Origin of the sequence: Streptomyces shenzhenensis (assembly GCF_003688995.1) — a bacterium.
Lineage (GTDB): Bacteria > Actinomycetota > Actinomycetes > Streptomycetales > Streptomycetaceae > Streptomyces > Streptomyces shenzhenensis_A.
In genome coordinates, this window is the sequence record NZ_PENI01000038.1 from 38,498 (window position 1) to 53,536 (window position 15,039).

Below are 15,039 nucleotides of genomic sequence, written 5' to 3' on the forward strand. Positions count from 1 at the left end.
CCGTGCCCCCTGCTCTGCAACTCCCCGACGGACACCGCCAGCTCGGCACGTCGGGCCTCGTCCTGTCCGAGATCGGCATCGGTGCCAGCACCTTCGGCCGCTCGGGCATGCGCGCGACCGGCCAGGAGGCGGTCACCGCGATCGTCGACCGCGCGATCGACCTCGGCATCACCTACTTCGACCTCGCCGAGGGGTACGGCGACCGGCCCGGACAGAGCGAGGAACTGTTCGCCACCGCGCTCCGCGGCCGCCGCGAACAGGTCGTCATCGGCACCAAGTTCGGACTGAACCTCAGCCGGGAACGCGGCGCCGCCTACGCGCGGCCGGGATCCCGCAAGTACGTGGTCGCCGCGGTCGAGGAGTCGCTCCGACGGCTGCGCACCGACTACATCGACCTCTACCAGCTCCACTTCCCCGACCCCTTCACCCCGATCGAGGAGACCCTGTCGGCGCTCGACACACTGGTGAGGTCGGGGAAGGTGCGGTACGCCGGCGCGTCCAACTTCAAGGCGTGGCAGCTCGTCGAGGCAGAACACCTCGCCCGGGCACAGGGGTCGACCCGGTTCGTGTCCACGACCGACGAGTACAGCCTCCTCTGGCGCAGGCCCCAAGAGGAACTGATCCCGGCGCTGCGCCACCTCGGCCTGGGCTTCATCCCCTACTTCCCGCTGCAGAACGGGCTGCTCACCGGCAAGTACTCCGCGGAGCAGGCGCCCGCCGACGCCAAGATCACCAACCTGAAGCGCTATCTGCTGCGTTCGGCGCCCTGGGCGGCCCTGGCCAGGTTCGAACAGTTCGCGCGCGACCGCGACATCACCCCCGCCGCGGCGGCGCTCGGCTGGCTGCTCGCCCAGCCGACGGTCACGAGCGTGATCGCGGGAGTGACCGTGCCCGAGCAACTCGACGAGAACGTCCTGGCCTCACGCTGGAGCCCCACACCCGAGGAGGAGGCCGAACTACGTGGCCTGTTCACCGGCGACCTCTCGGGCGGCCCCGGAGTGGTCGACCGGGGCTGAGCCGCCGGGGCCGCCAGGTCCTGTCGTCAACTTCCCGTCGTTCGCCCGGAGGGCGGGCCCTGCGGCGTCGTGGGGTCCCCCTGGTCGAGCGGAGCCGAGAGCTCGCGGGAGCCTGCCCTCGGTGCGCCGGGCGCGGGCCCTCGTACTGGACGTACTCGGGCCTGTGTCCCGTGCGGCGAGTGGGGGCGCCCCCTGCTCGAAGAGCCCGGGGGAGCGTGCATGGCGTCGCGGGGCTGGGGGCACCTCCCGGCCGGAGGCTGGGGGAGGGAATGTGACGACAGGGCCTAGCCCCGGCGCCCCGGGGTCAGCCTGCCGGGAGCGGGTGGGCGCCCGGGTCTGACCCGGTCGTGGTCGGCCGTGTGGGATCGGTGATCCAGGCGGACCACGACCCGGGGTACAGAGCCGCCTCGACGCCCAGGGCGGCGAGGGCCAGCACGGTCGCCGTCGCCGACACCCCGCTGCCGCAGTACACGCCGATCTCGCGCCCGTCCAGGTGCGCGGCGTACAAGGCGCTCAACTCCTCGACGTCGAGCAGCTCGTCCCCGGCGAAGTTCTGCCCGCCGGGGACGCTGTGCGCGCCGGGGATGTGCCCGGTCCCCGTCCGTCGCGCGTCACCGGCATAAGCCTCCGGGGCGCGCGCGTCGATGAGATGCCCCGAGGTGGCGAGCCGTCCGATGTCCTCGGCGGCCAGGACGGGAAGCGCACCGGGCCGTACGACGGCCGTCCCCGCGCCCGGCGGCGGAACGTCGACGTCGAGCGCGCCGCCGATCGCCCGCCAGGCCGCCAGACCGCCGTTCAGCCAGCGCACGTTCGCCACTCCGGCCCAGCGAAGCACCCACCAGGCGCGGGCGGCGACGGCGGGGTTACGCCGGGTGTGGACGACGACTGTGCTGCCGTCGTCGACTCCCCACGTGCGCAACCTTTCCTGAAGGCCGCCCGCGTGCGGAAGCGGACCGTTGCCGGAACTCCCGGTCCGCGAGCCGACCAGGTCCGCTTCGAACGATACGTAGTGGGCGCCGGGTATGTGTCCCGTCAGATAGGAGTGCCGCGCCTCGGAGTGGTCCTCTCCTTCCCTGCCCACCTCAAGAACGACGACCTTCGCGCCGCTTCGTAGTGCGTCGTCGAGTCTCATCGCCGACATCACGACGTCCTCGGAGGAATCTGGGCGCATCGCTACATCCCTTCGATGTCTGTTGGCACAAAAATACATCGGAAGGGATAGCGGACTACGTATGTTTTATTTCCGCTCGACGACAATGTCGTATAGCTGACGTTCCAGGCGGGTGGACGTCGCGACGTCCACCCGCCCGGGGTTGTCACCCGCTCCGACCTACTTGGCGGTGCGGTACACGCTGATCTCGGTCAGGGTCGGGGTGTACGTCTCCGTGGCGATCTTCCCGGTGAGCGCGACCCGGAGCCGGGAGGTCGTGACACTGTCGAAGCCGGTCACCGTGAGATCGTGCCCGATTCCGGTGTCGCGGCCGGCGAAGGTCACCCACTGGCCGGTACCGGCGTCCCAGCGCCGCAGCTCGAACGACTGCACCCGCGGCGCGGTGCTCGCGTCGGTGTACTCGTCCAGGTACACCTCGTCGAAGGTGGTGTCCGAGCCGAAGTCGATGTCGAGCGTGATCGGGTAGGCGGCGTCGTCGGCCGCCGCCCAACGGGTCGTCAGACTCCCGTCGGTCAGCTTGTCCGCGGTGAGCGTGCCGTTCGCCCCGGGGTGGGTGGAGTTGGCGATGACCGGCTTGCCCAGCGCGAGGTTCACCCGGTTGTCGGTCTCCTCCTCGATCGGGTTGTCGTCGACCGGGTGGGCGACCTTCTTGCCGACCCGCTTCTCGGCGATGCCGATGTCCGGCGCGTCACCGTAGTAGAGGTGCGTGCCGAGGAAGTCCTCGGTGCCCAGGTGCGCGTTGTAGCGGCCCGCGTCGATCAGCGGCGAGCCCTTGCTCAGCGAGAAGTGCGCGGCAGCCTTCCGGATCTTGTTCACGCCCGCCCCGGTGACGTAGTCCTCGGGGTCACCGGTGAACTTCGGGTCGACCCGCAGCCCGGCCGGGTCGGCCGGCTCCTGGGTGGAGTGCGTACCGCTCGCCTCGTAGTAGTCGTTGTTGGCGAACACGGCCTGCCGCAGCGCTCCGGTACGGCGGTACCACGGCGTCGAGTCCGTCTGCGAGGTGTTGTAGAAGATGTTGTTCAGGAAGTAGACACGGCTCAGGAACGTCTCGTCGTGGACATAGTCGAGGTCGCCGCCGTCGTAGACGAAGGTGTTGTTCAGGAAGTAGGTCGGCGAGTAGTTCGTCGACAGCATGTTCTTCACCAGAACGCCGTTGTCGTTGACGCTCAGGTTGTAACGGGCCACCGAGTTCGAGCTGTTGCCCATGTAGGCCATCCAGCCCGCCGCGTTGTCGTGCGAGTAGTTGTACTGGTACGTGACGTTGAAGTTCGTGTACTCAAGGTCCCAGGGGGTGCCGTCGTACTCGTTGGCCGGGCCGCCGTACACCTCGTTGTACTGCATGGTCGAGTCGGCGCCCGCCCACAGGTAGAGCCCGCAGGAAACCGCGTTGTAGCGCTTCAGGAAGCCGTTGACCTCGTTGTACTCGACGGTCAGTCGCTGGGTGTTGGCCAGCTGGAAGGCGCCCTGGCCGATGTTCTCCGCGTAGTTGTGGCCGATGTAGACGTCACGGCTGTACAGGTCGCGGGTGCGCACCCACAGCTGCTCCCAGCCCTCGTGCCACTTGCCGCTCTCGTCGTACTGACCCGAGGCGGCGCTGTCGGCGGCGAACCAGTTGAACGCGAACTGCACGGCGTGCAGTTCCACGTTCTCGAAGGTGTTGTCCTCGATCCGGACGTCCTTGAAGTAGTACCCGCCGGTCCCGTACTCCTTGTAGTTCTTGCTGCCGAACACCTGGAAGTTGACCGCACCGTAGTGGATCTTCTGCCAGCTGCTCGGGCCGTCGATGTTGTGGACGTATATGTTCGAGATGCGGAAATGGTCCATGATGTTGTTGTCGCCGTCCTTCAGCAGGTCGGCGTTGATCGAGACCATGATTCCGTCACGGACGTACGAGCCGGTGGTGATGTCGGTGGCGAAGTCGTCGTCGTTCGACAGCTCCACGCTGTTGACGTCCCAGTACTGCTGGTTGCGCAGCACAATCGCACCGGTCAGACCGACGGTCTCGGGGTTCTTCGTGCCGTTCGCGTTGAACGGGCTGGGCACATTGCCGTTCGCCGCGATGTAGGGGCGGCGCGCGTTCCGGTCGCCGTACGCCGAAATCGTGATCGGCTTGCCGTCGCTACCCGAGCCCTTCGGCCACAGCTGCTCGTCCTGCCACTGCTCGCCGGCCTTGAGCAGGATGCGGTCGCCGGGCTCGAACGTCGTCGCGTTCGCCTTGGCCAGGGTGCGCCAGGCGGTCTGCCGGGAGGTGCCGGCCGCGGCGTCGTCGCCGTTCGTGGCGTCCAGGTAGTAGTCCGTGCCGCCCGTCCTGTTCGGCTTGTCGCCCGGCCAGGACTGTGCGGTGGCCGCGGCCACCGGGGACGGCTTCGGCCGGGCCACCGCGCCTGCGGCCGGGGCGAGCGACCCCACAAGCAGCGCGGCGAGCAGGGAGGTCAGGCCCGCGCGAAGCGTCCGCACGGCGATCCTCCGGCGCCTCGCCGCCCTCTCTTCGACGGGTGGTCCGTTGCCGGCAGGTCTCATTGCTGCACATCCTTAGTGTTGATGGCGGCCACCGCCGAGGCGTCGACGTCCAACGAGGCGTCGTCGGCCCGGCGCTGGAGGAATGCGGTGAACTTCTCGTCCACGAGAGACTGGCGGATACGCTGGGCGTACTCCTTGAATGCCTTGTCCTCGTCGGTCTTCCTGCTGTCCAGCTGGTAGAAGGTGAGCTGGCCGGTGCCCGTCACGGGCGGCGATATCCCGCCTGGCTCGAGCTCGCCCAGTACGGACATGAGGTCCTGGTCATGGGTGTTCAGACCGGTCGAGCCGCTGCCGTCGTACGTGCCGGTCGTCAGCTCGGCGTCCGGTTCCCCGGAGACGGCCGAGAGGCGGCCCGCGGCCTGCACCCGGCGCTGGAGAGCGCTGACATGGGCCGCGGAGGCGTTCTTCGGCACCTGCACCACCAGCCGGCTGTACCGGTACGTGGTGGCGTTGGCGCTCCAGGCGTCCGGGTCGGCGTCGAACGCCTTGCGCACGTCGGCATCGGTGACGTGCAGCGGATCACCGGGGGTCTTGGCGAGCCGGATCTTGAGGCCGGTCGTCAGCTCGGTGAGCCGGTGACCGTAGTACTCCTCGGGGGAGAACTGCGAGACACCGTAGACGGTCCGGCCGGCGGCGATGTCCTGGGCGCGGGAGGCGTTCTCCTTCGTCCGCTCGGCTTCGAGGTCCGCGAAGTCAGCCGAGTCGATGAGCCCCTGTTCCTCGGCGAGCAGCAGGGTGGTCCTGTCCTCGCGGATCTCGTCGAACGCGCGGTCCTCCAGGCGCTGCAGCGCGGTCCTCTTCCCGGTCATCGCGCTCCAGGTGAACGGGGCCTGGAGGTGGTACGCGGTGCGCAGCTCGTTCTGGACTGTCGGGGCGAGCCGTTTCATGTGGAAGATCAGCTCGTCGCGGGTGACGGGGTGCCCGTCCAGGGAGGCGACCTCGTCGCCGCGCTGGTGGCCGAGGGCCGTGACCGCGGCCACGGTGAGCGCGACGACGGCGACGCAGGCCGCGCCCAGCACGGCGAGGGTCCGCCGCGACAGCCACCCGCGGCCGGGGTCCTGCGGACGGGGTGCCCCGGTCCGCCCGCCGGCCGCTTTGCGGGCGCCGGGCCTCCTCGAACCGCTCGGCCGGCCCGCGCCACCCGCCCGGCCAGGGCTGCGGGAGCCCGCCCGGGTGGCCACCGCCTTCACGAGGGCGTCCCGATCGCCGCCACCCGGGAGACCACGGGGGTGTCCCGGCTCTGGGTGATCTCGACGACGACCGTGTCCACCAGCGCCGGCGGAAAGGTGAGGATCCGCTGGTAGCCGACCGCGTTGGTCTCGGCGAGTGTCGTCCGGTCGCCCTGGTGACCGCCCCGTACGACGACATGCTCGATGCGCTGCCCCTGGGTGATCTCCTCGCCCAGCACGACCGCCTCGATGCGGCGGGGAGCCGCGAAGGCGAGCGTCACGGCGGGCCGGGTGTCGCTGTCGTCCGGACACCAAGGGGTACGGGCCCGGCCAGGCCAGGCTGTGGCGATATCGCCCGGGGTGCCGGAGGTGACCGTCGCGGCGGCCTCGATCCGGCGGGCGCGGAAGTCCGCGATGCGCTGCCCGAGCCGCTTGAGCGTGTCCACGTCGGCGTCCCGCAGGCGGCCGTCGGCGGCCGGGGGGACGTTGAGCAGAAAGCAGGAGTTGCCGCCGACCGACCGCAGGTAGACGGTGAACAGTTCGTCCACGGAACGGACCTGGTCGTCCTCGGCAGAGTGATGGAACCAGCCGGGCCGGATCGAGGTGTTGACCTCGGCCGGGTACCAGACCAGGTCGTCCTCGTGCCCGGCCAGGGCGGCGCGGCTGCCCAGGTCGCGGTCGTCGCTGCGGACCAGCCGGGCGAAGGTGCCGTCGTCCGCCTGCTGGGAGCGGGACGCGGTCCGCTCGGCGTCCTGGAGGGCGCGCGGTACCACGCTCCACTCGTCGGGGCGGGTCTCGCCGGCCTCGTTGCCGCACCAGCGGACGTCGGGACCGCACACATTGATCACCGCGTCCGGCTGGTGTGCGCGGACCACCGCGTAGTAGCGCTCCCAGTCGTAGAGCTGGCATTTTCCGTTCGGGCCCTCGCCGTTGGCACCGTCCAGCCACACGGTGAACACCGGACCGTAGCGGGTGAGCAGTTCGGTGAGCTGGGCGACGTAGAAGTCGTCGTAGCCGGTTCCCGAGCCGTAGGACGCCTCGGTGCGGTCCCACGGGGAGAGATAGATCCCGAACTTCAGGCCGTGCCGGCGGGCCGCGTCGGCGACCTCGGCGACCACGTCGCCCTTGCCGTCGCGCCAGGGCGACGAGGCGACCGAGTGCCCGGTGACGTCGCTGGGCCACAGGCAGAACCCGTCGTGGTGCTTGCAGGTCAGGATGACCCCGGTCATCCCCGCGCTCTTGAGCGCGGCGACCCACTGGTCCGCGTCCAGGTCCGACGGGTCGAAGAGGGCCGGGGCCTCATGGCCCTCGCCCCATTCCCGGTGCGTCATGGTGTTCATCCCGAAGTGGATGAACCCGTAGAACTCCATCTCCTGCCAGCCGAGTTGCCGCTCGCTCGGCCGGACCGAGGCCAGTGCCCGCCCGGACTGCGCGGCACTCATCGGAACCTCCGGTTGTACGAGGCGAGGAGCAGCAGCAACCCGGCCAGTGCGAGGAGCATCACCCCGAGGTGCCCCCATCCGACGGTCGACCGCTCGATCACCACGAGCGCCACACAGGCCGCCGCGACGAGCGTGCGCACGGTGACGAGCAGCGCCGTTCGCATCGAGTCCTTCATTTCGGCCATACCGGCCATATTCGGCCTTCCTTCCGCTGGGGCTGTGCGGCCGTCAGCCCTTGACTCCGCCGGATGCCATGCCTTCGATGAGCCGCTTCTGGATGAATGCGTAGACGATCAGGACGGGCACGATGACGATGACCATGCCGGCGTACAGCCGCCCGTAGTCGGCCGCGGCCTTCTGGGCGGTGAACAGGTTGAGCAGGCCGACCTGGACGGTCTTGCCGTCGCCAGGCAGCAGGGTGAGCGAGATGATGAAGTCGTTCCAGTAGGCGAGGAAGTTGAAGAGGATGACGGTGGTGACCGCGGGGCGTGCCATCGGCAGCATGATCCGGGTCATGATCCGCCAGCGGGACGCGCCGTCGAGCGAGGCCGCCTCCTCGTACTCGACCGGGATGGACCGGAAGTACGCGGTGAGCAGATAGATGGTGAAGGGGATCGAGGTGGCGGCGTAGACGAGCGACAGCATGGCCGGGTTGTCGATGAAGAACCCCCCGGGGAAGACGTCCACGAGCGCCTTGTCCCAGCCGACCAGCATCAGGAAGATCGGTACGACGATGTAGTTGACGTTGACGAACAGCCCGCCGAGCAGGGCGATCTCCACGATGCCGCGGCCCGGGAAGTCGTACCGGGCGATGACGTAGGCGGCGGGCACGGACACCGCGAGGACCAGGACGAGGCCGAGCACGGTCACGAACACCGAGGTCAGGAAGTACTGCCCCAGGTGCGCGTCGACGAACGCGTCGGCGTAGTTCTGCAGGCGCAGGCCTTCGGGCAGCGTCCAGGGGCTGCCGAAGAACTCGCTCTTCTTCTTCAGCGAGGCGAGCAGCACCCAGACGACCGGCACCGCGATGGCGAGCGCGAGGGCGAGGACGAGCGCATAGGTGAGCACACGTCCGGTCCGCGAGCGGACGGCGCGCGAACGGGAGGAGTTGATCACAGTCATGGTGCCTGTCCTCAGAACTGGAGGGGCTCGCGCCGCGTGGCCCGGCTCACCAGGAGCGACACAAGGAACGAGAACGCGAAGATGACGACACCGATGGCCATGCCGTAGCCGTACGACGAATTCGTGTACGCCTGCTTGTACATGTAGCTCAGCAGCACTTCGGAGGAGCTGTCGGGGCCGCCGCCGGTCATCGCACGGACCAGCACAAAACTCAGGTTGACCGCGCTCATGATGAAGAAGGTCAGCGAGGTCCGCAGGTTCTGCCAGATCAGCGGCAGGGTGATGGAGAAGAACTGCCGGGTGACGGAGGCGCCGTCGAGCGAGGCGGCCTCGTACAGCTCCTCGGGGATGCCAGCCATGCTCGACATGTAGAGGACCATGTAGTAGCCCAGCGACTGCCAGACCATCGCGATGGCGACGGAGTAGAGCACGATCTTCTGGTTGCCGAGCCAGACCTGCTGCCAGCCGTCCAGGGACAGCAGTCGCAGGGCCCCGTTGAGCAGGCCGTTCTTCTGGTCGTAGACGGCGGAGAAGATCGCCGCGATCACGACCACGGAGAGAATGTTCGGAATGTACAGGACGAACCGGAGGAGGTTGCGGCCGCGCAGCTTCTGCCGTGTCATGATCGCGGCGAGGAACAGGCCCATGCCCATGGTCACCACGGTCACCACGACCAGGAGCGCGACCGTGTTCTGGAAGGCGCGCACGAACTGGTCGTCGTCCATCAGATGACGGAAGTTGTCCAGCCCCACGAACTTCATGTCCGGGGAGAACCCGCTCCAGGTGTAGAGCGACATCCGGAACACGTTCATGGTCGGGTAGACCATGAACACCGCGAAGAGCACCAGCGCGGGCAGCAGGCAGGCGAGCACGAAGCGCAGGTCGCCGCGGCGCCGCCGAACCGGGGAACGGGCACCGCGCCGGGAGCCTCGGGGGGACGGGGCGGAACGCGCTGTGCGCTCCGCCGAGTCATGGGGTGGGGTGGAGAGGGTCGTCACCGTGCCGGTCCTCCGGTCGTACGAAACAGTCCTGGGTGAGCCGAGAGGATCTCCCGGGTTCTGGGAGCACCGGCGGCGGCCCGGCTGATCCGGGCCGCCGCCGGGCCGGTCAGTCGCCCGCCTGGCGCAGCTTCTCGCTGGCCTCGTTCAGCGCGGACTGCCACTTGGCCTCGGTGGTGTCGCCGCTGATGATGCTGTTGGCTGTGTCGAAGAGGGTGGCCTTGATGTCGACGCCCTCGACGGGTGCGGTGGAGGCGAAACCGCCGACCAGCGCGGAGACCGACGGGTCCTCGTAGAGCTTGTAGAACTCGGCACTCTCACCGGTCAGGCTGTTCGCGATGCCCTCGATGGGCTGGATCGCGTTGGACTTGGCGAAGATCTCGGCGGCCTTGTCGGAGTACAGGTAGGCGATGAAGTCCTTCGCCGCGTCCTTGTTCCTGGCGGCGCCGGGGACCCACGCCGACTCGACCGACGTGGTCAGGTACCGCTTGCCGCCCTCGGTGGCGGCGGGCAGCGGGGTCAGGCCCCATGCGAAGCCCTTCGCACGCGGGGCGTCCGCCATCTCGCCGGTGATCCAGGTGCCGTTCGGCATGAACAGCGCCTTGTTGTCGAGGATCGACTGCTGGTTCTTGGTGAAGTCCTGCTCGTTGGCGTAGCCGACGGTGGTCGGGGCGGCGTAGCTGAGCAGCCTGGTGGTGATGTCGAGCGCCTTCTTGGCGTTCGCCGTCTTCCAGACGTCCTTCTTGTACGTCATGACGTCGGTGTAGAACTGCTCCCCGCCGATGTCGGCGAGCAGTGCGTAGAAGTAGGAGTCGAGGTAGCCGCTCGTCGGGTAGGTGAACAGCGCGATGCCCTGCTTCTTGGCCTTGTCGCCCAGCTCGAACATCTCGTCCCAGGTGGCCGGGACCTGCCAGCCCTGCTCCATGAACAGGCCCTGGTTGTAGAACAGTCCGGTCGGCGCGTAGTACAGCGGCATCAGATACGTCTGGTCCGTGCCGTACGGATTGGTGTTGAGGTTGCCGACGATGCCGTCGGTGAGCTTGTCCCCCACCGTCCTGTCCTCGCCCGGGACCTGGGTCTTCAACACCGGGGTGAGGTCTTCGAGGGCCTTGTCCTTGATCAGGGTCTCGGGGAGGGCGGCCTTGCGGCCCTGGCCGAGCACCACGACGTCCGGGTACTTGCCCGCCTTCATGTTCGGGGTGATCTCGTCCTCGATGCTCTTCGAGATCTGCAACTGGACATCGACGTCGGGGTGCGATGCCTCGTAGGCCTTGATGACCTCCGAGTACATGGCCCGGCCGTAACCGCCTTCGAGGGCGGCGACCTTGAGGGTCGTCCTGCCCGAGCCCGCGTCGTCGCCGCCGGACGAGCAACCGACGAGCAGACAGAGTGCCGTCACCGCGGTGCCCGCAAGGGCGAGCGATCTCCTCATTTGGGGTCCTTCCCGTGGACAGCAGTTGCCCACCTGACTGCGAGCGGTAGTGCGGGGCCGGCGCAGGGACGCGTCGCAGGCCGAAGCGCCGGCACACCGCGCCACCGCATCCCGGTCCGGCCATGCCGTGGTCCGGGACTGTTACGGTGGCACCGATAACATGATGCGCAACGATGGCATCGATCTCATGGGTGCGCAAGGGTCAGCCGCAGGCTGATTCAGCCGATGGCCGAAACGTTACTCACTGCGGGCGCGGCGGGGCCGTCGAGGAACGCACGGACAACGTGGGGGTGCTGACGGGCTCCTCGCCCTCGGTGTCACCTTGCAGCAGCAGGGTGACCGCGGCCGCGCCGTAGGCGAAGAAGTCCTGCCTGACGGCCGTCAGCGGCGGCGCGCAGAACGCGGCAAGCGCGATGTCGTCGACACTGACGATCGACACGTCCTCGGGCACCGAGCGGCCGCGCTCGCGCAGGGCGCGGATCACCCCGAACGCCATCTCGTCGCTCGCCACGAAGACCGCGGTGACCTCCGGGATCATCGCGATGATCTGGCCCTGCCGGTACCCGGAGCCGGGCGACCAGTCGCCCTCCAGCGGCGGCGGGGCCTCGATCCCCGCCGCCTCCAGGCAGTCCCGCCAGCCCTGGCGCCGCTGCCGAGCCTCGATCCACTCGTCCGGCCCTGAGACGTGCCAGACCTGACGATGCCCCAGGTCGAGCAGGTGCTGGGTGGCGATCCGCCCGGCCTCCATCTGGTCGATGCCGAGGACCCGGGCGCCCGCGGTCCGCGAACCGTCGAGCGTGACCGTCGGGATGTCGCCGGTGATGTCTTCCATCTTCTTCGTCACGGAGATGAGCGGAACCGCGATCACCAGTCCGTCGACACCCTGGTCGGCGAGCCTGGCCAGCGCGCCCTCCATCAGGCCGACGTCGAGCGCGGAGATGGTAGCGATGCTCACCGCGTACCCGGCCGCGCCCGCTGCCGACTCGACACCCGCCGTCACCGCCGAGCGCGAGTAGTAGCCGCCGGACGCCAGCAGGACGAGCCCGATGGTGTGGCTGCGCCCCGAGGACAGGGCTCTGGCCGCGCTGTTGAACCGGTAGCCGGCCTGCTCCACGGCGGCCAGCACCCGCCTGCGGGTCTCGGGGTTGACGTTCGGTGAGCCGCGCAGCGCGCGCGAGACCGTCTGGGCCGACACACCCGCGATGCGAGCCACGTCGGCCATGCTCGGCTGCCTCTGCCGCACAGTGTCCTCGTTCATCGCCTTCCCTCCCCCGACGCCATCCAAGGGAGCCTACCAATCTTGTCACCCATGTCACCGATAACATACCCTCCATCCGTGACAGAGCACATCACCGAGCCACGGCCCCCAGCCGATGCGCCGGTCACCACCCCCACGGCCACACTCTCCTGGCGCGACGGCCGCCTGTACCGCAACGCCGTCCCCCACCGCATCCTGTCCGGTGCGATGCACTACTTCCGGGTGCACCCCGGCCTCTGGCGAGACCGCATCCGACGGATAGCCGACCTCGGGCTCAACACGGTCGACACCTACGTGGCCTGGAACTTCCACCAGCCCCGCGAAGGCGAGCCCCCGTCCTTCGACGGCTGGCGGGATCTCGAACGGTTCGTCCGCATGGCGGGCGAGGAGGGCCTCGACGTCGTCGTCCGGCCCGGCCCCTACATCTGCGCCGAGTGGTCCAACGGCGGTCTGCCGAGCTGGCTCACCGCGAAGGACCTCACGATCCGCAGCTCCGACCCGGCGTTCACCTCGGCCGTCGGCCACTGGTTCGACGAGCTGATCCCGCGCCTGGCCGCACTCCAGGCGTGCGAGGGCGGACCGGTCGTCGCGGTCCAGGTGGAGAACGAGTTCGGCAGTTACGGCGACGACCACGCCTATCTGCGCTGGAGCCGTGCGGCCTTGGCCGAACGAGGCATCCGGGAGCTGCTGTTCACCGCCGACGGGCCCACGGACCTCATGCTGGACAGCGGCACCCTGCCCGGCACCCTGGCCGCCGCCACCCTGGGCTCCAGGCCTGAGGTCGCCCGGCGCCTCCTGGCCGGCCGCCGCCCCGACGAACCCTTTCTGGTCGCCGAGTTCTGGAACGGCTGGTTCGACCACTGGGGCGACCACCACCATGTCCGCGGAGTCGACAGCGCCGTCCGCACCCTGCGCGGCATCATCGCCGACCACGGCAGTGTCAGCATCTACATGGCGCACGGCGGCACCAGCTTCGGCCTGTGGGCGGGGGCCAATGAGACCGAGGGCCGGCTGGAACCCATCGTCACCAGCTACGACTCCGACGCGCCCATCGCCGAGGACGGCCGTCTCACCCCCAAGTTCTTCGCCATGCGCGAGGCACTCGGCACGGACCGACCGCTGCGCTCTCCCGAGCGGTTGCCGGTCCTTCCTCCCGCACGCCTTCCCCTCGTCCACCGCACGGACCTGCTCCCCGCGCTGGCGGCCGTGCCCGCCCGGTCCACGGCCTCCCCGAGCCCTGCCACGTTCGAACAGCTCGGCCTCGACGCGGGCATGGTCCGGTATGTCGCCCACCCGCGCATACCGGCGGGCGAGCACCGGCTGATCTTCACCGATGTGCGCGACCGGGCCCTGGTCTTCGTCGACGGCGCCTTCCTCGGCGTCACGGACCCCGGCTCCCCCGAGCTGACCGTGTCCGGGACGGGCGAGATCGTACGGCTGGAGGTCGTGGTCGAGAACCTCGGCCGGGTCAACTACGGTCCCCGCGTCGGCCGGCACAAGGGCCTGCTCGGTCCGGTCCTCGTCGACCGGCGCATGGTGCAGGGATGGCAGAGCACACCGGTCGCGCTCCAGGAGTGGTCACCGGCCGAACTGTCGCAGGCGCTCGGTGCGGGCCCCGCGACCACGTCCGCCGGATTCGCCACCGCCGACATCGAGGTCGGCACACCGGCGGACACCTTTCTCGCACTGCCCGGATCGGCCCACGGCCTCGTCTGGGTCAACGGGTTCCTGCTCGGACGCCACTGGGAGATCGGCCCCCAGGTCACCCTGTACTGCCCCGCTCCCCTGCTGCACGCCGGCCGCAACACCGTCACCGTCCTCGAACTGGAACGTCTCGGCGAGACCCTGGAGCTCCGGGACCGCCCCGAGCTGGGGCCGCCGGAGGAGTACGTGGAGGAGTTCTGAGACCTCCCCAGGGCGGCAGGGCATCCCGGTCGTGCGGGCGCCGCACGGGCCCCACGACTTCGGCCGCAACACATCGGATGACTTGCGGACCGCTGATGCTGGATTCGACAGGCGGGCGGGCACACCGGCCCCCGTCCCCGCCACCCCTGAACCGCACCGTCAGCACGGCGGTTGACCGCTGACCTCAGGCGATTCCTTGCGGCGGACAGGCTGTCACTCCTATGGTTGAGACCACCGGATTCATCCGATGTGTGGGCCGAAGGAGCTCTCGACCTCCCGAACAACGACAGGAGACCAGGCGTGAAACTACTGCGCATCGGAGCACCCGGAGCGGAGACCCCGGCGGTGCTCGACGGGGACGGCCGCATGTTCGCCCTCACCGGCCTGACCGAAGACATCGACGGGGCCTTCCTCGCCTCCGGGGGCATCGACCGGGTCAGGCAGGCACTGGCCGAGGGCCTCCTGCCACCGGTCGAGGAAACCGGTCAGCGGACCGGCGCCCCCGTCGCACGCCCCGGCAAGGTGGTGTGCGTCGGTCTCAACTACCGCGATCACGCCGAGGAGACCGGTGCCCCCGTACCGAAGCGGCCGGTGATCTTCATGAAGGACCCGTCCACCGTGGTGGGCCCGGACGACCGGGTACTGATCCCGCGCGGTTCGGTGAAGACCGACTGGGAGGTCGAACTCGCCGTCGTCATCGGACGCGAGGCCCGCTACCTGGCCGATCCGGCCGCAGCAGCCGAGTGCATCGCCGGCTGTGCGATCAGCAACGACGTCTCCGAGCGCGAGTTCCAGCTCGAACACTCCCCCCAGTGGGACCTCGGCAAGTCCTGCGAGACCTTCAACCCGATGGGCCCCGGCGACGTCATCAACACGGGCACCCCCGCCGGTGTGGCCCTCGGCCTGCCCGGCACCCCGTACCTGCGCGAAGGAGACACCGTCGAGCTGTCCATCGACGGCCTCGGGACCCAGCGCCAGACCTTCGTCAACGCGTGAAAGGCACGGA

Annotated in this window: 12 protein-coding genes; 3 read left to right on the plus strand and 9 right to left on the minus strand. The window is 69.1% G+C overall.

The genetic code is table 11. The features are described 5' to 3' along the window. The first annotated feature begins 2 nt into the window (after positions 1–2). Positions 3–1,016: an aldo/keto reductase gene (locus CTZ28_RS38645; protein ID WP_220795526.1), complete on the plus strand. Its 1,014-nt coding sequence runs from the start codon at positions 3–5 to the stop codon at positions 1,014–1,016. Between the two features lie 304 nt (positions 1,017–1,320). Here the strand turns inward: CTZ28_RS38645 and CTZ28_RS38650 are convergent, their stop codons facing one another. The 9 genes from CTZ28_RS38650 to CTZ28_RS38690 form a co-directional block, all read right to left on the minus strand. After that, on the minus strand, positions 1,321–2,187 hold the full coding sequence (locus CTZ28_RS38650) for a sulfurtransferase (protein ID WP_183154804.1): 867 nt from the start codon (positions 2,185–2,187) through the stop codon (positions 1,321–1,323). 159 nt (positions 2,188–2,346) lie between these two features. After that, entirely contained in the window at positions 2,347–4,644 is a 2,298-nt protein-coding gene (locus CTZ28_RS38655) for a galactose-binding domain-containing protein (protein ID WP_121894440.1), read from the minus strand. A gap of 59 nt (positions 4,645–4,703) precedes the next feature. Next, positions 4,704–5,726, minus strand: a complete 1,023-nt coding sequence (locus CTZ28_RS38660; protein ID WP_121894441.1) for a peptidylprolyl isomerase — start codon at positions 5,724–5,726, stop codon at positions 4,704–4,706. A gap of 167 nt (positions 5,727–5,893) precedes the next feature. Then, entirely contained in the window at positions 5,894–7,318 is a 1,425-nt protein-coding gene (locus CTZ28_RS38665; protein WP_121894442.1) for an alpha-L-fucosidase, read from the minus strand. Next, positions 7,315–7,503 carry a DUF6903 family protein gene (locus tag CTZ28_RS38670; protein ID WP_147481262.1) on the minus strand — a complete coding sequence of 63 codons (189 nt, stop codon included), beginning with the start codon at positions 7,501–7,503 and terminating at the stop codon, positions 7,315–7,317. Before CTZ28_RS38670 ends, CTZ28_RS38665 begins: the two co-directional genes overlap by 4 nt. Positions 7,504–7,546: 43 nt before the next feature. After that, positions 7,547–8,440 carry a carbohydrate ABC transporter permease gene (locus tag CTZ28_RS38675; RefSeq protein ID WP_121894444.1) on the minus strand — a complete coding sequence of 298 codons (894 nt, stop codon included), beginning with the start codon at positions 8,438–8,440 and terminating at the stop codon, positions 7,547–7,549. An 11-nt stretch (positions 8,441–8,451) separates the two neighbouring features. Further along, positions 8,452–9,438, minus strand: a complete 987-nt coding sequence (locus tag CTZ28_RS38680) for a carbohydrate ABC transporter permease (protein ID WP_220795527.1) — start codon at positions 9,436–9,438, stop codon at positions 8,452–8,454. Positions 9,439–9,547: 109 nt separating this feature from the next. After that, the gene (locus tag CTZ28_RS38685; RefSeq protein ID WP_121894445.1) at positions 9,548–10,870 is read right to left on the minus strand and encodes a carbohydrate ABC transporter substrate-binding protein; all 1,323 of its coding nucleotides are present in this window, start codon (positions 10,868–10,870) and stop codon (positions 9,548–9,550) included. Between the two features lie 241 nt (positions 10,871–11,111). Continuing rightward, positions 11,112–12,128, minus strand: coding sequence for a LacI family DNA-binding transcriptional regulator (locus CTZ28_RS38690; RefSeq protein ID WP_121894446.1), 1,017 nt, complete (start codon positions 12,126–12,128; stop codon positions 11,112–11,114). 51 nt (positions 12,129–12,179) lie between these two features. Here CTZ28_RS38690 and CTZ28_RS38695 point away from each other — a divergent pair, with 51 nt between their 5' ends. Continuing rightward, positions 12,180–14,033 (plus strand): glycoside hydrolase family 35 protein, encoded by a 1,854-nt coding sequence (locus tag CTZ28_RS38695; RefSeq protein WP_121894447.1) that lies wholly within the window; start codon positions 12,180–12,182, stop codon positions 14,031–14,033. A gap of 300 nt (positions 14,034–14,333) precedes the next feature. Then, positions 14,334–15,029: a fumarylacetoacetate hydrolase family protein gene (locus CTZ28_RS38700; RefSeq protein ID WP_121894448.1), complete on the plus strand. Its 696-nt coding sequence runs from the start codon at positions 14,334–14,336 to the stop codon at positions 15,027–15,029. Positions 15,030–15,039: the final 10 nt, after the last annotated feature.

What these genes read in the sequence shown, in the direction of transcription:
- CTZ28_RS38690 (WP_121894446.1), bottom strand. Translation starts at nt 12,128, where the DNA reads ATGAACGAGGACACTGTGCGGCAGAGGCAGCCGAGCATGGCCGACGTG.
- CTZ28_RS38685 (WP_121894445.1), bottom strand. Translation starts at nt 10,870, where the DNA reads ATGAGGAGATCGCTCGCCCTTGCGGGCACCGCGGTGACGGCACTCTGT.
- CTZ28_RS38650 (WP_183154804.1), bottom strand. Translation starts at nt 2,187, where the DNA reads ATGCGCCCAGATTCCTCCGAGGACGTCGTGATGTCGGCGATGAGACTC.
- CTZ28_RS38670 (WP_147481262.1), bottom strand. Translation starts at nt 7,503, where the DNA reads ATGGCCGAAATGAAGGACTCGATGCGAACGGCGCTGCTCGTCACCGTG.
- CTZ28_RS38695 (WP_121894447.1), top strand. Translation starts at nt 12,180, where the DNA reads ATGTCACCGATAACATACCCTCCATCCGTGACAGAGCACATCACCGAG.
- CTZ28_RS38665 (WP_121894442.1), bottom strand. Translation starts at nt 7,318, where the DNA reads ATGAGTGCCGCGCAGTCCGGGCGGGCACTGGCCTCGGTCCGGCCGAGC.
- CTZ28_RS38675 (WP_121894444.1), bottom strand. Translation starts at nt 8,440, where the DNA reads ATGACTGTGATCAACTCCTCCCGTTCGCGCGCCGTCCGCTCGCGGACC.